Source organism: Paraburkholderia susongensis, from assembly GCF_900177725.1.
Classification (GTDB): Bacteria; Pseudomonadota; Gammaproteobacteria; order Burkholderiales; family Burkholderiaceae; genus Paraburkholderia; species Paraburkholderia susongensis.
In genome coordinates this window covers 872,581-893,134 of sequence record NZ_FXAT01000002.1, presented here as the reverse complement: position 1 = coordinate 893,134, position 20,554 = coordinate 872,581, and the positions used below count along the sequence as shown (strand labels likewise).

At 63.1% G+C, this 20,554-nt stretch carries 14 protein-coding genes, 1 rRNA gene and 2 pseudogenes; 11 read left to right on the top strand and 6 right to left on the bottom strand.

The window, feature by feature from the left end:
- A 5S ribosomal RNA gene (gene rrf, locus B9Z01_RS37050) occupies positions 1–84 on the top strand; the annotation flags it as partial.
- A gap of 3 nt (positions 85–87) precedes the next feature.
- On the opposite strand, the pseudogene B9Z01_RS09100 reads toward rrf, so the two are convergent.
- Positions 88–557, bottom strand: a pseudogene (locus tag B9Z01_RS09100) (lipocalin family protein); the annotation flags it as partial.
- Positions 558–561: 4 nt separating this feature from the next.
- Between B9Z01_RS09100 and B9Z01_RS36135 the strand changes: the two are divergent.
- The 4 genes and pseudogenes from B9Z01_RS36135 to B9Z01_RS09080 form a co-directional block, all read left to right on the top strand.
- Positions 562–814: pseudogene (locus B9Z01_RS36135) on the top strand (ATP-binding protein); the annotation flags it as partial.
- A 431-nt stretch (positions 815–1,245) separates the two neighbouring features.
- The gene (gene imuA / locus B9Z01_RS09090; RefSeq protein WP_085481991.1) at positions 1,246–2,085 is read left to right on the top strand and encodes a translesion DNA synthesis-associated protein ImuA; all 840 of its coding nucleotides are present in this window, start codon (positions 1,246–1,248) and stop codon (positions 2,083–2,085) included.
- Positions 1,985–3,772 carry a Y-family DNA polymerase gene (locus B9Z01_RS09085; RefSeq protein WP_085481989.1) on the top strand — a complete coding sequence of 596 codons (1,788 nt, stop codon included), beginning with the start codon at positions 1,985–1,987 and terminating at the stop codon, positions 3,770–3,772. Before imuA ends, B9Z01_RS09085 begins: the two co-directional genes overlap by 101 nt.
- 5 nt (positions 3,773–3,777) lie before the next feature.
- On the top strand, positions 3,778–7,434 hold the full coding sequence (locus tag B9Z01_RS09080; protein ID WP_085481987.1) for an error-prone DNA polymerase: 3,657 nt from the start codon (positions 3,778–3,780) through the stop codon (positions 7,432–7,434).
- 271 nt (positions 7,435–7,705) lie between these two features.
- Here the strand turns inward: B9Z01_RS09080 and B9Z01_RS09070 are convergent, their stop codons facing one another.
- Both B9Z01_RS09070 and B9Z01_RS09065 read right to left on the bottom strand, forming a co-directional pair.
- Entirely contained in the window at positions 7,706–8,635 is a 930-nt protein-coding gene (locus tag B9Z01_RS09070) for a dTDP-4-dehydrorhamnose reductase family protein (RefSeq protein WP_085481983.1), read from the bottom strand.
- A 12-nt stretch (positions 8,636–8,647) separates the two neighbouring features.
- The gene (locus B9Z01_RS09065) at positions 8,648–8,851 is read right to left on the bottom strand and encodes a heavy-metal-associated domain-containing protein (protein ID WP_085481981.1); all 204 of its coding nucleotides are present in this window, start codon (positions 8,849–8,851) and stop codon (positions 8,648–8,650) included.
- Positions 8,852–8,986: 135 nt separating this feature from the next.
- On the opposite strand from B9Z01_RS09065, the gene cueR reads away from it, so the two are divergent.
- From cueR to B9Z01_RS09045, 3 genes are all read left to right on the top strand, one after another.
- A complete protein-coding gene (cueR, locus tag B9Z01_RS09060; RefSeq protein ID WP_085481979.1) occupies positions 8,987–9,409 on the top strand; it encodes a Cu(I)-responsive transcriptional regulator in 423 nt (140 codons plus the stop codon).
- 299 nt (positions 9,410–9,708) lie between these two features.
- Positions 9,709–9,855, top strand: coding sequence for a DUF3563 family protein (locus tag B9Z01_RS09055; RefSeq protein ID WP_085481977.1), 147 nt, complete (start codon positions 9,709–9,711; stop codon positions 9,853–9,855).
- Between the two features lie 949 nt (positions 9,856–10,804).
- Positions 10,805–11,845, top strand: a complete 1,041-nt coding sequence (locus B9Z01_RS09045) for an ABC transporter substrate-binding protein (protein WP_085482121.1) — start codon at positions 10,805–10,807, stop codon at positions 11,843–11,845.
- A gap of 155 nt (positions 11,846–12,000) precedes the next feature.
- Here B9Z01_RS09045 and B9Z01_RS09040 read toward each other — a convergent pair whose 3' ends face one another.
- Together B9Z01_RS09040 and B9Z01_RS09035 are read right to left on the bottom strand one after the other, a co-directional pair.
- Complete coding sequence (locus B9Z01_RS09040; RefSeq protein ID WP_085481973.1) at positions 12,001–12,846, bottom strand: 23S rRNA (adenine(2030)-N(6))-methyltransferase RlmJ; 846 nt, start codon at positions 12,844–12,846, stop codon at positions 12,001–12,003.
- A gap of 122 nt (positions 12,847–12,968) precedes the next feature.
- On the bottom strand, positions 12,969–13,940 hold the full coding sequence (locus tag B9Z01_RS09035) for a potassium channel beta subunit family protein (protein ID WP_085481971.1): 972 nt from the start codon (positions 13,938–13,940) through the stop codon (positions 12,969–12,971).
- A gap of 235 nt (positions 13,941–14,175) precedes the next feature.
- Here B9Z01_RS09035 and B9Z01_RS09030 point away from each other — a divergent pair, with 235 nt between their 5' ends.
- Both B9Z01_RS09030 and B9Z01_RS09025 read left to right on the top strand, forming a co-directional pair.
- Positions 14,176–14,973: a 3-hydroxybutyrate dehydrogenase gene (locus B9Z01_RS09030; RefSeq protein WP_085481969.1), complete on the top strand. Its 798-nt coding sequence runs from the start codon at positions 14,176–14,178 to the stop codon at positions 14,971–14,973.
- Positions 14,974–14,983: 10 nt separating this feature from the next.
- On the top strand, positions 14,984–16,216 hold the full coding sequence (locus B9Z01_RS09025) for a DUF3734 domain-containing protein (RefSeq protein ID WP_085481967.1): 1,233 nt from the start codon (positions 14,984–14,986) through the stop codon (positions 16,214–16,216).
- A 192-nt stretch (positions 16,217–16,408) separates the two neighbouring features.
- Here the strand turns inward: B9Z01_RS09025 and B9Z01_RS09020 are convergent, their stop codons facing one another.
- On the bottom strand, positions 16,409–17,608 hold the full coding sequence (locus B9Z01_RS09020) for an amino acid aminotransferase (RefSeq protein WP_085481965.1): 1,200 nt from the start codon (positions 17,606–17,608) through the stop codon (positions 16,409–16,411).
- Between the two features lie 473 nt (positions 17,609–18,081).
- On the opposite strand from B9Z01_RS09020, the gene uvrB reads away from it, so the two are divergent.
- The gene (uvrB, locus tag B9Z01_RS09015; RefSeq protein WP_085481963.1) at positions 18,082–20,175 is read left to right on the top strand and encodes an excinuclease ABC subunit UvrB; all 2,094 of its coding nucleotides are present in this window, start codon (positions 18,082–18,084) and stop codon (positions 20,173–20,175) included.
- Positions 20,176–20,554: the final 379 nt, after the last annotated feature.

Below are 20,554 nucleotides of genomic sequence, written 5' to 3'. Positions count from 1 at the left end.
CTTCCCATCCCGAACAGGACCGTGAAACGACTCCACGCCGATGATAGTGCGGATTGCCCGTGTGAAAGTAGGTCATCGTCAGGCTCCTCATGCTGCATCGACTGAACCCCGGTCTCTCATCACGAGAACCGGGGTTCTGGCGTTTACGCCAGCGTCGGACTCCTGATCGTCCATGAGCGGACTGGGCTGCCACGTCAACGCGCCTGTCCGGAGCACCATCGGGACCGGATACGACGGTGAGCGCCATGGGCGAACGGGCGTGAAGTCGGCCTGATCCGCACCGGACGTCGTTACCTGTCCATCGGGACTGCGAAGCGTCGCGTGTGCCCATAGCGCACGTCCATCGCGGCGACGCCCCCTGAATGCCATCAGCGCCGAGCCGTCCGTCAGATTGGCTCCGAGCCAATCCCACCCGAGCGCGTCGGCGTCGAGCAACGTGCTCGACCATTCGTGATCCAGCCACGCAGTGCCCGTCAGATCGTATCGCGCCGCGAGGCGCTTCCACCCGCGACAGGACGCATCACGCTGCCCGTCACGCGCAACTGCGGTTCGCTGTAGCACCTGATAGCGGAAAGGTACGGGAGCGCTGCGACGATCCTGACGAGTAACCTCGACTTCAACGAATGGAGCGATGCGTTCGCGCGCAACCGCATGCCAGGGGGCACGACACTTGACCGCCTACGCCTACGCCTACGCCTACGCCAGCGCCTACCGCATCATGCTCGATGGCGACAGCTTCCGTACGCCCAGGCCAATACCCCCAGCTCTCGACCAGATACCGTTTGCGGACGCGACCCAAAAAACGCAACCTTGAGTCCGCTCGAATCCGCGTTTACTTCACTTCACACTGGCGCCATTACGGCGATCATCTCCGGCGTCATGGCGCTGATCTGTGACAGCCTAAAACTGTTTTCTCATTGATTGGGTTTGCTGATACGCCGCGTTCAGCAAAGACCACCGATACATTTCCCAGCCAGGCAAGAACAGCGTCCCCTTCTTTGTCAGCATCCTTCGGCCTTAACATTCACCCCGCAATACTGTATAAATATACAGTATTGCGGGGTGAATGGATTCGGCCCCACAAACTCCCTTGTTGCAAGAAATTGAGCGCAGATCAACATGATTTATATGCAGAAACCGGAACTTCCATCTACTCACCGTCGTCGGCGGCGTTGCATATTGCTCGGAGCGGCGAGGCATCTCTGTCCGGCAGGGACGGAGCGGTCCTGAGCAAAGAGCGTGTCTATGGCAGCAGCGATTCAGCTAGCGACGACCACGCTGTCGTCTCAATTACGGCGTCGGGTATGGCAAGGCAACGAGCTTGCCGGCTCGGACTCGCACGTGATTTCCAGTGGTTATGCGGAACTGGATCGATTATTGCCCGGGCAAGGCTGGTCGGCGGGCGGCCTGACTGAACTATTGGTCGAACATTGCGGAGTGGGCGAGGTGCGTCTGCTGGCTCATGCACTCCGTCATCTGACGCAACATACCGAGCGGCACGTCATGCTCGTGGCGCCCCCTTATCAACCCTGTGTCGTGGCGCTGAAGGCCTGGGGGATCGATATCGGGCGCGTTGTGTGGGTACGCTCGACGGAAGATCAGGCGCTATGGGTTGCCACTCAGGCATTGAAGCAGGACAGCATCGGCGCGGTTCTGGTGTGGCTGCCGGGTGCGCGCGCCGACAAGATCCGGCGCTTGCAGGTGGCAGCCCAGGAATCGGCAGCGCTGGCATTTCTGATCCGTCCCGTGGAGGCGGCTTCGCAATCGTCACCGGCGCCTTTGCGGATGATCTGCGAACCGCTCCTGCCGGCCAATGCGCAGACGATCAATCGCCGCCAGTGGTTGCAGGAGATCGGTATGTCGATCGACATCTTCAAGCGTCGCGGACCACCGCCCGCCGAGCCTCTTCGTCTCGTTCTGCCTTTACAAAGCGTTGTGTTGCCTGAAAACGGGAGCGGTAGTCATCAACGCCGAGAGGTCAAACATGTTGTGGATCGCAATCACATTGCCGCTGTTGCCGCTGGAAGCGGTGAAGCCGCTCGCATCGTTTCCGGATGGTTCGCTCGCGAAACCGAATCGGCGTGATTCGCGCGACGGCGCGAGTGGGTCGAAAGCGTCCGCGAACCTCGACGCGCGCATCTGTTATGCGCTGGCCGATCACGCACACATCCTGATGCCCGATCTCGATGCATTGCGCGCCGGCGTGCAGGTGGGGCATTCGCGCTCGTATGCATTGGCGTTGACGTCAGGGTTGACGCTGCTTGCCGCCGATGCGGCTCGCGAAACCCAGGCATTCGAAGCGATCGCGCTTGCCTTGCTGAGCTACACGCCCAAAGTGTCGCTCGCCGATGCACACACGCTGTTGCTGGAAGTCGGCTCCGGCCTGCGCTTGTTTGGCGGCTTGCGCACGTTGTTGTCGCGCGTGTCGGGCACGGTGGCGGAATTCGGCTATACGGCGCGCATCGCGTGCGCGCCGACCGCTTGGGGCGCGTGGCTATTGGCGCAGGCACGTGCGTGCCGGCAGGGGCGTCGTTGGCATGTGGTCAAGGAAGTGTCGCTCGCGCGTGTGCTCGATCGTTTGTCTGTCTCGCTGCTGCCGGTCGCGCAGGCGCATCGCGATGCGTTCTCGCATGTCGGCTGCGCGACGCTCGCCGATTTGCGTGGCTTGCCGAGAGCGGGCGTCGTCCGGCGTTTTGGCGGCGGCATTCTGGATCTGCTCGCGCAGGCATATGGCACGCTCGCCGATCCGCGCGAATCGTTTTGCGCGCCGGCGTCGTTTCATGCACAACTGGAATTGCCGTCGCGGGTCGACAACGCCGATGCCTTGCTGTTCGCCGCGCGTCGGCTGATCGTGCAACTGGCCGGCTGGCTGAGCGCGCATCATGCGGCGCTGAGCGGCTATACGTTGTTGCTCGAGCATGAACTGGCGTCGCGCCATGCGCCGAAGACATCGAGCCTGAAGGTCGCGTGGGCCATTCCGTCGCGCGATGCCGAGCATCTGATCTGGCTGCTGCGGGAAAAGCTGAACCAGACGGTGCTGGCGGCACCCGTCATCGAGTTGAAGCTGCTGGCGGATCAGATCGTCGATCATGCCGGGCAGTCGGACACGTTGTTCCCGATGCCCGAGTCGGATGGCGATTCTCTTGCACGGCTGCTCGAACGTCTGAGTGCACGCCTGGGTCCTGAAAATGTGTTGCAGATGTCGCAGCAGGACGATCATCGTCCGGAGCGGGCAATGCGCGTGGAAGCCTACCAGGCGCAAGCGTTTTCACGCAGGCAGCGCGCGCCGGCGAGGCGCCGCGCCAAGGTCAGGGCGGACAAGACCTGGCTGACCGATGAACTGCGCAATGCCGCGCTCGAGGAAGAGCGTGAGGGCGGCGAAGCGATGGCACAAGATGCGCCGGCCACTTCGGCAACACCAGCAACACCAGATCCATCCGGATCGGCCGACACCCAAAACACGCGCCCATTCGCAGCGCAAGCCGGCAACGCGCAGGCATCGCTCGACCTTCCCGACTCCGCGTTACCTTCGCAGCCTCGTCCAATCTGGATGCTCGCCCAGCCACTGCGTCTGATGGTGCGCGACCAGCGGCCGGTCTATCGCCGGCCGCTGACCATGCTCACGCGCACCGAGCGGATCGAGGCAGGGTGGTGGGACGGCAATCCTGTCGGCCGCGATTACTACATCGCGGCCGACGATCGCGGCTACATGTTCTGGGTGTACCGCGAGCGCATCAAGGGCGGATGGTATTTGCAGGGACTGTTCGGTTGAGTGCGATGACAACTTCCGCGCCCTCCATCTCCTCGCAGCAGACGCTCGCGGCCCACTTGCCGACGTACGCGGAACTGCATTGCCTGACCAACTTCTCGTTCCTGCGTGGTGCTTCGCATCCGCATGAGCTGGTCGAGCAGGCGATGTCGCTCGGCTATAGCGCGCTGGCGATTACCGACGAATGTTCGCTGGCGGGTGTCGTGCGCGCTTACACGGCGTTGAAGGAAATCGAAGAGGAGCAGGAGCGTCAGGGGAAAGAGCGCGAGGAGCAGGCCAGAAAAGCCGCGCAGGCAGCGGCGTCTTCGCAGGACGCCAGCGGCGCGTCGGCTTCGTCTCAGGAGCCCACGAGTGACGAAGCATTGAAACCCGTTCCTCATCTGATCATCGGCAGCGAATTCAATCTGACCGATGCCGACGGCAAGCCTTTCTGCACGCTGGTGGCGCTCGCAATCAATCGCAACGGGTACGGCAACCTGGCCGAACTGATCACGCTCGCGCGCTCGCGCGCGGACAAAGGCAGCTATCGTATCGGTCCGCAAGATTTCACTGATGCGCTGTCTCACCTCGAGCATCTGCGTGGCTTGCCCGATTGCGTGCTGATGCTCGTGCCGCAGCGCACGGCGACGCTCTCGCACACGCTGCGTTGCGCGCATTGGCTCGCATCGTTCGCGGCGCAGCGTGCATGGATTGCGCTCGAGTTGTGGCAAACCGGCAGCGACGATCTTCAGATCGACGCATTGCGGATGATTTCAAAAGAGAGCGGCTTACCGCTCGTGGCAGCGGGTGGCGTGCTGATGCACGTGCGTTCGCGCAAGCCGCTGCAGGACACCATGACCGCGATCGGCCGCGGCACGCCGCTCTCGGCCTGTGGTCATGCGCTCGAAGCCAATGCGGAGCGCCACATGCGCACGCGCGTGCGTCTCGGCAAGCTGTACCCGCGCGACACGCTCGAAGAAACGCTGCGCATCGCCGCGTTGTGCCGCTTCTCGCTCAAGGAACTGCAATACGAATACCCCGAGGAGTTGGTGCCCGCCGGCGAATCGCCTTCGAGCTATTTGCGCAAGCTCGTCATGGCCGGCGCGATGGAGCGCTGGCCGGGCGGCATGGACCTGAAGCGGATCCAGCAGATCGAGAAGGAACTGGGTCTGATCGCCGATCTGAAATACGAAAAGTATTTTCTGACGGTGCACGATATCGTGAGCTTCGCGCGCTCCAGAAACATTCTGTGCCAGGGGCGAGGCTCGGCGGCGAATTCGGTCGTGTGCTACTGCCTGCATGTAACGGAAATCGATCCGGTCAGCATGAACATGCTGATCGAACGATTCATCTCGCGCGCCCGCAACGAGCCGCCCGATATCGACGTCGACTTCGAACATCAGCGGCGCGAAGAAGTGATCCAGTACATCTATGCGAAGTACGGCCGCCATCGCGCGGCGCTGACGGCATCGCTGATCACGTACCGTTCGCGCAGCGCGCTGAAAGACGTCGGCAAGGCACTGGGTCTCGAGGCGTCGCTGATCGAGCGGATCAGCAAGTCGCAGCAATGGTGGGATGGCCCCGACGCGGTGGCCGCCTATCTGGCCGAAGCGGGCTTCGATGCCAGCTCGCACATCACGCAGAATCTGATTCGGCTCACTCGGGAGTTGCGCAATTTTCCGCGGCATCTGTCGCAGCACGTGGGCGGCTTCGTGATCGCGAAAGACCGGCTGTCGCGGCTCGTGCCGATCGAAAACGCGTCGATGAAAGACCGCAGCGTGATCGAGTGGGACAAGGACGATATCGACGCGCTCAAGCTGCTGAAAGTCGACGTGCTGGCGCTCGGCATGCTCTCGGCAATCCGGCGCGCGCTCGAATTCGTCGCGCTGAGGCGCGGTTTCCCAGTGTTCAGGATGCAGGATATTCCACGTGAGGACCGCGCCGTCTACGAGATGTGCGGCCATGCCGATACGATCGGCGTGTTCCAGATCGAATCGCGCGCGCAGCAAAGCATGCTGCCGCGTCTGAAGCCGAACGCCTACTACGACCTCGTGATCGAAGTGGCGATCGTGCGGCCCGGACCGATTCAGGGCGGCATGGTGCATCCTTATTTGCGTCGCAAGCAGGGGCTCGAGCCGGTCGATTACGCGAAGGACGAATTACGGCCGGTGCTCGAACGCACGCTCGGCGTGCCGATTTTCCAGGAGCAGGTCATGCACCTGGCGATGGTGGCGGCGAAATATACGGGCGAGCAGGCCGACAGGTTGCGCCGCGCGATGGCCGCATGGCGGCGCAGCGGCAACCTTGCGAAGTATCAGAAGGATCTGACCAATCGCATGCTGGCGCGCGGTTATGAGCAGGCGTTCATCGAACGCATCTGCAAACAGATCGAGGGCTTCGGCGAATACGGTTTTCCGGAGAGCCATGCGGCGAGTTTCGCGTTGCTCGTCTATCTAAGCGCATGGCTGAAGCGCTATGAGCCGGCCGCTTTTCTGGCGGGATTGCTGAATAGCCAGCCGCTGGGTTTTTATTCGCCGTCGCAACTCGTGCAGGATGCGAGGCGTCACGGTGTCCAGGTATTGCCGCCCGACGTGACGCTGAGCGACTGGGAATCGACCTTCGAGCGGCGCAATGCCGAAGGGCTGCGGATTGTCGCGGACCAAACCCACCTGCGTCGCCAGTACGCCGTGCTATCCGCGCAGCAATTGCGCTATCTGTCCTTGCCGAGCCTGAAGGTAAGCCGGACGATCCGGCGTGCCGCGCAGCGGCTGAGCGCGCGCGTGTTCCAGCCGTCGAGCACTTATGGCTCGCGCGGTCCCGCGGTGCGTATCGGCATGCATTTGATCAAGGGGCTCGCGCAGGAGGCGGCGGAACGCATCATGGCGGCCCGCCGCGAGGCGCCGTTTGCGGACGTCGACGATCTCGCGCGCCGTGCGGCATTGACGCGGCGCGAGCTCGAAGCACTGGCCGCGGCGAATGCGCTCACCCGTATCGCCGGTCATCGGCGTGAAGCGTGGTGGGCCGTGACCGCGCAGCACACGGTGCCGAAGCTGCTGCGCGACGCGCCGATCGCCGAGGCGCCGCTCGCGTTGCCGCGGGCCAGCGAGCACCGTGAGATCGTCGACGACTACGCGAGCCTCGGTCTCACGCTCAATCGTCATCCGCTTGCGCTGTTGCGGGCGCGTCTCGCGCAACAGCGGTTTCGCACGGCGGCCGAACTCGCCGCGTGCCGGCACGGCACGATGGCGCGGGCGTGCGGCATCGTCACCGTGCGGCAGCGGCCGGGCACGGCGAACGGCACGGTGTTCGTGTCCATCGAGGACGAAACCGGCTCGATCAATGTGATCGTCTGGCCGTCGCTCGTGGAGAAGCAGCGCAAGGCGTTGCTGGGTTCGTCGCTGCTCGCGGTCTATGGTGTCGTGCAGCGCGATGATGGCGTGACGACCGGTGGCGACAGGGCTGGCAACGTTAGCCCGGCGGTGAGTGCAACGAATGTGAACCGGCGCGCTCGGGAAGATGCGGGAAGCAGGGGAGGCGGAACAAGCAGAACAAGCGGGCGCGGCGAGACGCGGCGAAAACCCGGGCGCAAACAGCAGGGCGAGGTGGTCCATCTCGTCGCCCATCGTCTCGAAGATTACAGCGCATGGCTCGGCGAACTCGCCACGACGAGCCGCGATTTCCATTGAAGCTGGGGTGGGGCGTGGGCTTGCAGGTTGTGGCCGGATACGCCGCGGCCGGCGAACTTGCCACCGGCCATCAGCAGATGACCGACGATTGCCGTGTACTCGTCAATCTCTTCGCCCGCGCGATGCCACCAAACACCGATCGATTTCGAGACGAAAGACACACCCGAGCAAGCGCAGTGTGCCTCGCGTGAAGCACAAGCCCGCGGTCAGCGCGTTCGATCACAGCAACGGCCCGAACAGAGAAAACCGGAAGAAACCCCGTTGCACGATCTCAGCTCAAGCGCGGCGGCGCCGCGCCTTGCCACGGAAACGCGGCCAGCACCTCGCGGATCGCTGTGTCGAACAGTGTGCGCCGGCCGATTCCGAGCGCTTCGAGACGGCTCGACGCCAGGTGGCAGTTATGCGGGCGAGGCGTCGCGTCGGCCGGCGTGTGCTGCGGTGTCAGGCGCGCGTCGAGTTGCAGCGCTTCGGCAAGACGCACGGCGATCTCGTACTTGGTCATCGGTTCGTCGCCCGACCATTGCACGATGCCGGAGATCGTTTCGCCGCGCGCATGTAACTCGAGCATCTGCCGGATCACGAACGCGACGTCCGGTGTGAACGTCGGATAGCGGATCGCCCATGCATCCATCACGGCGGGCTGGCTGTCTGCTGCTGCCGAAGCGGCAATCGCCGGCACGAGACTCGTCACCGCCGATTCCGGCCAACCAACGATCGGCCCATACAGCAACGGCAAACGCAGCACGCAGCCATGCGCGGCCGTTTCGCTCAGCGCGCGCTCGCCTTCTAGCTTGCTGTGCCCATAGGCGTTGAGCGGCGCGGGCGCGCTGTCGTGCCGATAGGGCGGGCGCGTGCCGTCGAACACGTAATCGGTCGAGATCGACAGGGTCCACGCCCCACACCGGTTGGCCGCCGCGGCAATGGTGCGTACAGCATCCACGTTCAGCGCGCGGGCCAGCGCCGGGTCGCGCTCGCATATATCTGGACGGCGCTCCGCCGCGGCGATCACGACGGCGTGCGGCGCCGTGCGCTCGATGAAGCGTTCGACCGCCTGCGCGTCGCGAATATCCAGCGCGACCTGGTCCGGCGAGGGCCGGCTGAATGCCGTGGCGACGACCTGCCAGCCGGCCTGCCGCGCCAGTTCGTCGACGAGCGCGCGGCCGAGCAGCCCGGAGCCGCCGATAACGGCAACCTTGAACATGATCCGCGTCCCTCAGTTCGTGGACGTGACCGTGTAGCCGGCCTCGTCGATCGCGGCCTTCAGCGCGTCGACGGATTGCGCCGACTCCACCACGACGCGGCCAGCCGCGAGGTCCACCTGAACCTGCGCGACGGCGTCGTGTTCGCGAATCGCGTTCGTGACGGCGGCCACACAATGCTGGCAGCTCATGCCTTCTACGTGGAATTCGATTGTCATTACAGGGATCCCCGTGAAATCAGAATGGCGAATAGTTGAATTATGCCTGCCCATCCGTACTTGAGTGGCTGACCTTCCCATCATGGGAAGGTGTAGGATCGATCCACATTCGAGCCAAACCATGGGAAAACAGTCATGAATATCGGTGAAGCGGCCCGCGCGTCGGGCGTCACGGCAAAAATGATCCGCTACTACGAAAGCGTCGGCCTGTTGACGGCCAAGGCTCGCACGAGCGCCGGTTATCGCGTATACGGTCCGCAGGAGGTGCATTCGTTGCGCTTTATCCGCCAGGCGCGCCGGCTCGGTTTTCTGGTCGAAGACATCCGGCGGTTGCTGGCGCTATGGCACGATCGCTCGCGCGCCAGCGCGGAAGTGAAGCGGATCGCGCTCGAGCATGTGGCGGAACTCGACCGTCGCATCGCCGAGCTGACCGACATGCGCGACACCCTCGCGCACCTGGCCGACCATTGTCACGGCGACGAACGCCCGGATTGTCCGATCATCGAGCGTCTTGCCGATACGGATCTTGTTTCGGGGCAGGGGTGTCATCCGCTATAGCCGTTGTTGCGGAAGGTGCAACCCAGATAGCATGTTAGAGCAACTCATTTAGTGTCTGCACCAGATTTGTGCTTAAAAATTGGGGCTGGATATCGAGATTGTTGCGAATGGTCACTGAAACCGGAAAAATCAGCGACTTAGATGAACTGCGGCCATGCACCATTCCAAAACGGAATGCACATCATGCGGGCATTTCACTGGTCAGGTTGCACCATGGGGCTATAATTCGGGTTAACCCTTTTACGGGAAATCCCTGATGTCCGATCACCGGGGATTCGATCTGATCCTTGGAGAACATCATGTTTGCATACCTTCTTGAAAAGCTGAGCACCTGGTTCGAAACCGCCGAACGCAACCGTCGTGAAGCCTACCTGGCATCGTCGTCGGATATCGTCCAGCTCGAGCAGCGTATCCGCTCGCTCGAAACCAACGGCTACTCGCTGTAAGTTCCGGCTTCGAGTTTGACCCGGCGGCGCAGTTGAGCGGCCATCGCAGTACAGTGTCGAGCCCCGTCAAAGCGGGGCTTTGTCGCATCTGGGCGCCGGAAATTACCCGTTTTCCGAAGCGCTTTCGGGTGGATGGCGCGAAAACGCTAGTCATGGCGACTGTCGACTAGCCTCGTAGCTCGGGCCGAGGTAAGGTAAGGCGTTTTCTGCGTAATCGGGCATTCATCACTAACCGGGCCGCCCATGTTCTCTGTCCGCTCGCTCCAATTATTCAAATCTGTGCTGACCACGGCTGTAGCCGCGGCGCTGACGACCGTCTGCGCCGTGCCAGGCGCGTTCGCCGCGTCCACCGCGTCCGACAGCGCCCGCAGGCCAGTGACTCTCGACACGCTGGGCGGCGTCAATAATGGCCAAAGTGGCACCGTGCTGATGAGCGCGCCGCCTTCGGTGCAGCCGATTGTCGCCGCACCGTCGATTGCGGCGCCTGTGGAACTGCCGCGGGAATCGTCGCCACCGTTCGTGGTCGCGCCTTATATCCAGTTGCCGGCGGGCGGTGGCGTGCCGCCGCGACCCATGCCTCGGCCGATAGCGCCTCCGCAGTAAAGACGTCGTAGAAGGGTGGCAGGCGAAACGTCTTCACCCTCTATCCTTTTTTCTCGTCTCGTCAGGTCACGTCACGTCACGTCAGCCCATGCCAGCTCACGTTTCGACACGACGCGGCACAACACAACACGAGCTTGACGCTCCGCGTCGTATCGCGTCTCCATTCGTCTTCCGCTCTCGGATTGCCTCGCGCTGCAGTAGTCAGCATTGCATTGGGGTTTGGGCGCATGGCGCACGCGAAACCGTCCGACGACAATCGTTGCGCGCGCCGCCGCTGGTCGCCGCAGTCGCGGTATTCGCGTCGCGCCACCGCTTCGAACGGGAAACAGAACAAGGAGACGTCAACATGCCGACTCACTGGATGCAGCGCGCCACTCGCGCCTGGATCATGCTGTTTGCGCTCGCCGTGCTGCCCGGCGCCGCGTTCGCAAAGGACACGCCCGAAATGCCAACGCTGACGATGGCCGTCGGCGGCTTGCCCGGCCTTTACTATCTGCCGGTCCTTGCCGCGCAGCAGCTCGGCTACTTCAAGGACGAAGGCCTGAACGTCACGCTCGAGGACTTCGCGGGCGGCTCGAAGGCGCTCGAAGCGGTGGTGGGAGGCAGCGCCGAAGTCGGCGCGGGCGCGTTCGAGCACACGCTCTTCATGCAGGCGAAGGGGCAACACTATCGCGCGTTCGTGTTGATGGGCCGCGCGCCGCAGATCGTCATCGGCGTGGTGAAGACGAAGACGGACCAGATCAAATCGCTGGCGGACTTCAAGGGCGCGAAGGTCGGCGTGAGCGCGCCGGGTTCGTCGACGGATCTCGTGCTCACCGTGGCCTTGCGCAAGGCCGGCGTGCAGCGCAGCGATATTTCCGCGATCGGCGTGGGTAGCGGCGCGACGGTGCTGGCCGCGGTGGGCAGCGGGCAGATCGATGCGCTGTCGAACGTCGATCCGATGATGACCAAGCTCACGCGCAGCGGCGCGATCAAGGTGCTGGTCGATACCCGCACAGTGAAGGGCACGCAGGACGTTTTCGGCGGCACGATGCCGGCGGCGACGCTTTACGCGCCGGAGAGTTTCATCCGGAAGAATCCGAAGACGACGCAGGCGCTGACCAATGCGATCGTGCGCGCCAACCACTGGCTGCAGACCGCGAGCGACGCCGATCTGCTGAAGATGGTGCCGCCGGCCTATCTGCTCAACGACTCGGCGCTCTATCTGGAAGCCTTTCACAATGTGCGCGACGCGTATTCGCCCGATGGCCTGATGCCCGCGGACGGTCCTGCGACCTCGCTGCGTGCTCTGTCGTCGTTCGATAGCCGGCTCGATCCGAAAAAGATCGATCTGAGCGCCACCTATACGAACGATTTCGCGATCAAGGCGGCGGCTCAGTTGAAGTGAGGGGCGGACGTGGTCCCGTTGCGCGTGATGCGGGCACCGGAGGGGTGCGCGAGCAACGGGTGGAAAGGCTTTAACGTGAAGCAGGTATTTGCGGCATCAGCGCGCGCGATCCGGTCGCACGCACTGATGCCGCGCTGACAGGGCGCTGATGGCATTCAGTTGCCGCGATACTCCACCTTGAACGTCGCGGCCTTGTCCTCGCCGAGCGTCTTGACGAGCCACGGCATTTGCTCCTTGAGCATTTTCCCGAGCGTGTACGGCGGGTTCAGGATGAACATGCCGCTGCCGAAAAGACCGAAGCCGTCCGCGGGCGGATTGCTGACGGTCAGGCTCACGTGCAGCCAGTTGTCCTTTTGCAGCTGCTTCAACTGATCGGGAAAGCGCTGCGATTCAGGGCGCCTCACCTGCGGATACCAGATCGCATACGTGCCGGTCGGAAAGCGCTTCAGGCTTTCCTCGACGCAGCGCAGCGTGCGCGTGTAGTCGCGCTTGTCTTCATACGATGGATCGAGCAGGACGAGCGCGCGGCGCGGCGCCGGAGGCAGCAGCGTGAGAATGCCGTCGAAGCCGTCGCCCGCGTAAAGCATCGCGCGGCGTCCCGCGTCGCGGAAATTGTGACGCAGCACGTCGATTTCAGTCGTGTGTAGCTCGAACAGACGCATGCGGTCCTGCTCGCGCAACTGCCGCCACGCGATATAGGGCGAGCCCGGATAAAAACGCAACTGGCCATCGGCATTGAGCGCGTTCACTTCGTCGACGTATTCGGCGAAGAGCGACGGCAGGTCGTTGCGCTCCCACAGCTTCGCGATGCCGGTCTGGAACTCGCCGGTTTTGGTCGCGTAGCCTTCTTTCAGCGAATAAACGCCGGCGCCCGCGTGCGTGTCGATATACCAGTAGGCTTTGTCCTTCTGTCCGAGGTAGCGCAATAGCTGCAGCACGACGGCGTGTTTCAGAACGTCGGCGTGATTGCCGGCATGGAAGGCGTGGCGATAGCTGAGCATGATGGAGAGACACTGAAAGAGGGCATGCCGGTCCGGGGTGGATGCGGCGGCGCGCGGTCGCGTATTGTACGCGACTGGTAGCGCACACACCGGCGCGCCCACCCATTCGCCAGGCAGCGCATTCAATCGTAAGCGTCGCCGATGATCTCCTCGATCCGCTGCTTGATCTCCGGCGTAATGCGCTCGGCCACTTCGGCGGACTTCATGTTCTCGCCGATCTGCTCGACCCGCGACGCACCCGTAATCACGGTGCTGACATTCGGATTCTTCAGAATCCATGCGATCGCGAGCTGACCCACCGTGCAGCCGAGTTCATCGGCCACCGCGCCGAGTTCTCCGACTACGTTGTTGCGGCCCGGGTCGGTGAGCTGCTTGCGCAGCCAGTCGTAGCCCTGCAATTGCGCACGGCTCTCGGCGGGTACGCCTTCGCGGTATTTGCCGGTGAGCAGACCGGACGCGAGCGGACTCCAGGTGGTCAGTCCAAGGCCGATGTCCTCGTAAAGCCGCCTGTATTCCTGCTCGACGCGCTTGCGGTGAAACAGGTTGTATTGCGGCTGTTCCATGACCGGCTTATGCAGATGATGCCGCTCGGCGATTTCATGAGCGGCGCGGATTTCATCGGCGCTCCATTCGGAGGTGCCCCAGTACAACGCCTTGCCGCGCGCAATCATGTCGCTCATCGCCCAGACTGTTTCCTCGATCGGCGTGTTCGGGTCGGGCCGATGACAGAACACGAGATCGACATAATCGAGTTGCAGACGCTTGAGCGAGCCGTCGATCGCGTTCAGCAGATATTTGCGATTGAGCGTGTGGTACTGGTTCGGAGCTTCCGCCAATCCCCAGAAGAATTTCGTCGACACCACATAGCTCACGCGCGGCCACGCGAGTTCCTTCAAGGCGTGGCCCATGATTTCCTCGGACTTGCCACCGGCGTAGACCTCGGCGTTGTCGAAGAAATTGACACCGGCATCGCGTGCCGCGGCAAGCGATTCACGCGCGGCGCGATGATCGACCTGATTGCCGTACGTGACCCACGAGCCGATGGACAATTCGCTGACTTGCAGGCCGGAGCGGCCCAGACGTCGGTAATTCATGCATGTCTCCTTGGTGGTGGTGCGCGGGCATTGAGCCCGAAATTCAGCCCGAAAGCGTCCAGTTTAAAGAGATACGGTTCGATGTGCGTTTTACCGCTGGAGTTCACAGGGTTCATGCACAATAGCAGGGTTGGCCGCAATGCAGCATCGGCCGAACGGTCTATGCCGTTTGGCTGACTTCACGCCGCCTGCGGCCCTGTGGTCTCATTGCTCATCAACTGCATGGAGGTTCTGGATGTCGTCTCTGAACACGAATCTGAACGGCAAGGTCGCCGTGGTTACGGGTGCCGCAAGCGGCATCGGCAAGCAGATCGCGTTGACGCTTTCCGCGGCGGGCGCGGCGGTCGCGATCGCCGACCTGAACCAGGACGGCGCGAACGCCGTGGCTGAAGAAATCAGGAAAGGCGGCGGCAAGGCGATCGGTGTGGCGATGGACGTCACGAATGAAGACGCGGTCAACCAGGGTATCGACAAGGTCGCGGCGGAGCTGGGCTCGGTCGACATTCTCATTTCGAATGCCGGCATCCAGATCGTCAATCCGATCGAAAACTATTCGTTTTCAGACTGGAAGAAGATGCAGGCAATCCACGTGGATGGCGCATTCCTGACCACCAAGGCCGCACTCAAGCACATGTACAAGGACGATCGCGGCGGCATCGTGATCTACATGGGCTCGGTCCATTCGCATGAAGCCTCGCCGCTGAAATCCGCTTACGTGACGGCCAAGCACGCGCTGCTCGGCCTCGCGCGCGTGCTCGCGAAGGAAGGCGCGAAGCACAACGTGCGCTCGCATGTGGTGTGTCCAGGCTTCGTGCGCACGCCGCTCGTCGACAAGCAGATTCCCGAGCAGGCGAAGGAACTCGGTATCAGCGAGGAAGACGTGATCAAGCGCGTGATGCTGGGCGGCACGGTCGACGGTATTTTCACCACGGTGGAAGACGTTGCGCAGACGGTGCTGTTCCTGTCCACTTTCCCGACGGCCGCGCTGACCGGTCAGTCCTTCGTGGTGAGCCACGGCTGGTACATGCAATAAGGAGCCACCCATGGCGCAACGCAATCTCAAGCGGGCGCGCGTGGGCGTGTCCGGCGACGGGGAGGGCGCCGGTCCCGCGGCCGCCGCCCAACCGCGCCGGCATCTCCAGTTGCCCAACTACGAAACCGTCGCGCTGATGCTGCAAGGCGGCGGCGCGCTGGGTGCCTATCAGGCCGGCGTCTTTCAGGGGCTTTACGAAGCCGGTATCGAGCCGAACTGGCTGGCGGGCATTTCGATTGGCGCGTTGAATACGGCGATCATTGCCGGTAATCCGCCGGAAAAGCGTGTCGAGCGGCTGCTGCAATTCTGGGAGACGATCTGCCAGCCGGCGTTCGGACCACCGTTGCCGACTTTCGTCGAGCACGCGCTGTTCAATTCCAGCGAGGCCGTGCGCAAAGCGTTTACGGCGGCGCAGGCGATGAGCGCGATCGTCGAAGGGCAGCGTGGCTTTTTCGTGCCGCGTTTTCCGCCGCCGTTGCCTACGGTGTCCGGGCCGCCGCAAATGGCTAGCTACTACGACACCACGCCGCTGAAGGCCACGCTCGAGACACTGTGCGATTTCGACCGCATCAATTCGGGCGAGATACGTGTGTCGGTGGGCGCGGTCAATTGCGGCACGGGCAATTTCGCGTACTTCGACAACACGCATACGACACTGAGGCCCGAGCATTTCATGGCGTCGGGCGCCTTGCCGCCGGGTTTCGCGGCAGTCGAGATCGACGGTCAGTACTATTGGGACGGCGGTCTGATGTCGAATACGCCGCTCTACGAGGTGGTCCAATCCACGCCGCGCCGCGACACGCTCGCATTTCAGGTCGATTTGTGGAGCGCGATCGGGCCGGTGCCGGATAACATCACCGACGTTCAGGGGCGCATGAAAGACATCCAGTATTCGAGCCGCACGCGTCTCGTGACCGACATGCTGCAGCGCGCGCAGCGTTTCCGGCACGTGCTGCGCGAGGTGCTGGACCGTGTGCCCGTCGAGCAGCGCGACGACCCGTGGTGCAAGCTGGCCGAAGATCTATCGTGCTCGAAGCGCTACAACGTGATCCACCTGATCTACCGGCACAAGGAGTACGAGGGGCATTACAAGGACTTCCAGTTCGGCCTGTCGACCATGCGCGAGCACTGGCAAAGCGGTCTCGAAGATATTCGCCGCTCGCTCGAGCAACCCGACTGGCTCGACCTGCCGAACAACGAAGCGGGGTTCGTGACGCACGACATTCATCGGGATTCGCGCTGAGCTTACGGCTGAGTTTGCGCTGGGTTCGCGTTGGGCTCTCACTGAGTTTTCATCGAGCTCTCTCGAAAGAACCCAGGCCTCTTCGATACGGCCGAGCGATCGGGCAATAAAAAACGGCGCCTTTCTGGGAAGGGCGCCGTTTTCACTGGCGGTTGCGGTACAGCGCGGCCAACGCTCGCGCCGCGCAATGCCTTACTTCAGCACGTGAGCAATCGCGTTCGCGACCACGTCGAGGTTGCGCGTATTGAGCGCAGCCACGCAGATGCGGCCCGTGCTCACCGCATAGATGCCGAACTCTTCGCGCAGACGGTCCACTTGCGGCGCCGTCAGACCCGAGTACGAGAACATGCCGCGCTGTGCGTTCACGAAGCTGAAGTCGCGGTCGACGCCGCTGGCCTTCAGACGTTCGACGAGGCCGTTGCGCATCGCGCGGATGCGGTCGCGCATTTCGCCCAGTTCGGTTTCCCATGTGGCGCGCAGTTCCGGCGACGCGAGCACTGCGGCGACCACCGAGCCGCCGTGCGTCGGCGGGTTCGAGTAGTTCGTGCGGATCACGCGCTTCAGTTGCGACAGCACGCGAGCCGATTCTTCCTGGTTCGCCGTGATGATCGACAGTGCGCCGACGCGTTCGCCGTACAGCGAGAACGACTTCGAGAACGACGACGATACGAACACGTTCAGTTCCGCTGCCGCGAAGAGGCGCACGGCCGCTGCGTCTGCGTCGATGTTGTCGCCGAAGCCCTGGTAGGCGATGTCGAGGAACGGCACGAGGTTGCGCGCCTTGACGACTTCGACCACCTGCTTCCACTGGCCGGCCGTGAGGTCGACGCCGGTCGGGTTGTGGCAGCACGCGTGCAGCACGACGACGGTGCCCGCGGCGTAGCCATTCAGCGCGCTCAGCATGCCGTCGAAGTTCACGCCGTGCGTCTGCGCGTCATAGTACGGGTACGACTCGACGACGAAGCCCGCGCCTTCGAACAGCGCGCGATGGTTTTCCCAGCTCGGATCGCTGATCGCGACCTTGCTGTTCGGATTCACGCGCTTGAGGAAATCCGCGCCGATTTTCAGCGCGCCCGTGCCGCCCAGCGCCTGCGCCGTGACGACGCGGCCCGCTGCGATCAGCGGCGAGTCGTTGCCGAGCAGCAGCTTTTGCACGGAGGCGTCGTAAGCGGCGATACCTTCGATCGGCAGATAGCCACGCGGCAGCGCGGCTTCGACGCGGGCCTTTTCCGCATCGCGCACGGCGCGCAGCAGCGGAATCTTGCCTTCTTCATTGAAGTACACGCCAACGCCGAGGTTGACCTTGGTGGCGCGCGTATCGGCATTGAAGGCTTCGTTCAGGCCCAGGATCGGGTCGCGGGGAGCAAGTTCGACGGCGGAGAACAGAGACATGGTGGATGGGCAGCAGTAGTGAAAAGAGGGCGGCGTCGCGGGCGGCTCCGGCCTTGGGCGTCGGCGGCGTTTCGGGCGTTTGGCGGGAGTCCGGCGAAACGCAAAAACGGGGACGGCCTACGGGCAGCGGCGAGCGAGCGCAACTTCGCATTGTAACGAATCCGGGCGCGTTTTTTGGGCGACAAGACGGGCGAAGCGCAATTATTTGCTCGAAAAACAGGCACTCCGGGGGCATTTCGCAGCAAGGAATTCGCTCGGACTCAGCGCGCGGGCTCAGGTTTGCCGAAGACGCGAGCCGGTCCAGGGCGCAGGCGGCGTCGCGGCTCGCCGCGCTTGCCACAGCGAGCACGGGCGCAGAATACAACCGGCGTCTGCCTGCAACGCCCCACGCCAATCCTACGCAACCCCGCTCGATCGGTGACTCCCGCAACCCGTTAGAATGATTCTTTGCCCAAGGCCCGGTGCCGTCTCCCATGTCCGAACACCATCTGACTGAAGCCGAAGACACGCTCGACGAATCGAAATTCGCCACGTTCGAAGACTCGCCGTTCAGGCTTTACCAGCCGTATCCGCCAGCCGGCGACCAGCCCACGGCCATCGACACGCTCGTCGAAGGCGTCGAAGACGGGCTCGCATTCCAGACGCTGCTCGGCGTAACCGGCTCCGGCAAGACCTTCACGATGGCGAACACGATCGCGCGGCTCGGCCGCCCGGCGATCGTGTTCGCGCCGAACAAGACGCTCGCCGCGCAGCTTTATTCGGAGTTCCGCGAGTTTTTTCCGCGCAACGCGGTCGAGTACTTCGTCTCGTACTACGACTACTACCAGCCGGAAGCGTACGTGCCGCAGCGCGACCTGTTCATCGAGAAGGACTCGTCGATCAACGAGCATATCGAGCAGATGCGGCTGTCGGCCACCAAGAGCCTGATGGAACGGCGTGACGTCGTGATCGTCGCGACGGTGTCGGCGATTTACGGTATCGGCAACCCGTCCGAATATCACCAGATGATTCTGACGCTGCGCACCGGCGACAAGCTCGGCCAGCGCGACGTCATCGCGCGGCTGATCGCGATGCAGTACAGCCGCAACGAAGCCGACTTCCAGCGCGGCTCGTTCCGTGTGCGCGGCGACACGATCGACATTTTCCCGGCCGAGCACGCCGAGATGGCGGTGCGTGTCGAGCTGTTCGACGACGAAGTCGACACGCTGCAACTGTTCGATCCGCTCACCGGCCGCGTGCGGCAGAAAATTCCGCGCTTCACTGTGTATCCGTCGTCGCACTATGTGACGCCGCGCGATACCGTGCTGCGCGCGGTCGATACGATCAAGAGCGAGCTGCGCGAGCGGCTCGAATTCTTCTATGGCGAGGGCAAGCTCGTCGAGGCGCAGCGGCTCGAGCAGCGCACCCGCTTCGACCTCGAAATGCTGCAGGAGCTCGGTTTCTGCAAGGGTATCGAGAACTACTCGCGGCACTTTTCGGGCGCCGCGCCCGGCGAGCCGCCGCCGACGCTCGTCGATTACCTGCCGCCCGACGCGATCATGATGCTCGACGAGTCGCACGTGCTGATCGGCCAGTTGAACGGCATGTACAACGGCGACCGCGCGCGCAAGGAAAATCTCGTCGATTACGGTTTCCGGCTGCCTTCCGCGCTCGACAACCGGCCGCTCAAGTTCAACGAATTCGAGCGCAAGATGCGTCAGGTCGTGTTCGTGTCGGCGACGCCCGCCGACTATGAAAAGAAGACCGCGGGGCAGGTTGCCGAACAGCTCGTGCGTCCGACCGGCCTCGTCGACCCCGAGATCGAGGTGCGGCCGGCGCGCAGCCAGGTCGACGACGTGCTCGGCGAGATCAACGAGCGCGTCAAGGCCGGCGACCGCGTGCTGGTCACGGTGCTGACCAAGCGGATGGCCGAGCAGCTGACCGAGTTTCTGGCGGATCACGGCGTCAAGGTGCGCTATCTGCACAGCGACATCGATACGGTGGAGCGCGTCGAGATCATCCGTGATTTGCGGCTCGGGGCGTTCGACGTGCTGGTCGGGATCAACCTGCTGCGCGAAGGGCTCGATATTCCGGAGGTGTCATTGGTCGCGATTCTCGACGCGGACAAGGAAGGCTTCCTGCGCGCCGAGCGCTCGCTGATCCAGACCATCGGCCGGGCGGCGCGTAACGTGAACGGCAAGGCGATTCTGTACGCGGACAACGTCACGGACTCGATGCGTCGCGCGATCGGCGAAACCGAGCGGCGCCGCGCGAAACAGATCGCGTTCAACGTCGCGAACGGCATTACGCCGCGCGGCGTGGTCAAGCGGATTCGCGACATCATCGACGGCGTGTACAACGTCGACGAGGCGCGCGCCGAATTGAAGGAGCAGCAGACGCGCGCGAAATTCGAGGACATGTCGGAGAAGCAGCTCGCCAAGGAGATCAAGCGCCTCGAAAAGCAGATGATGGAGCACGCGAAGAATCTCGAGTTCGAAAAGGCCGCGCAGACCCGCGACCAGTTGGCGTTGCTGCGCCAGCGCGTGTTCGGAGCGAATGTCGGCGATCACGTGTCCGGCGTCGAATAACGGGTTTTTTACCCGGGGGTGCGGCTGTACGCCGCGCCCTGTTCATTGCGCCAACGCACGGACTTCCGTCCGCATCCGTTGCGGATTGGCCTCGGAGTCGGCACTGCAAGCGACCCCTCGATCGGCACCTCGATCAGCACCTGAGCCCGCCCCACCGGCAGCGCGCCCAACCCGTCATCGCCCCCCTGGATTTGCCCCCATTCTTCCTCACCCATCACCGTCTTCCTTAAGCGAGCCTTAAGACCCTGACGGCACAAGGCCTGGCGTGCGTCCGTGTTTGTTCTCCCTGGCGATCAATGATAAACTCGACCAATATTGAGAATGGTTCGCATTTGGATTTGCATCTTGCTTACGCCGTGCACTGTTCCAATGCCAATGG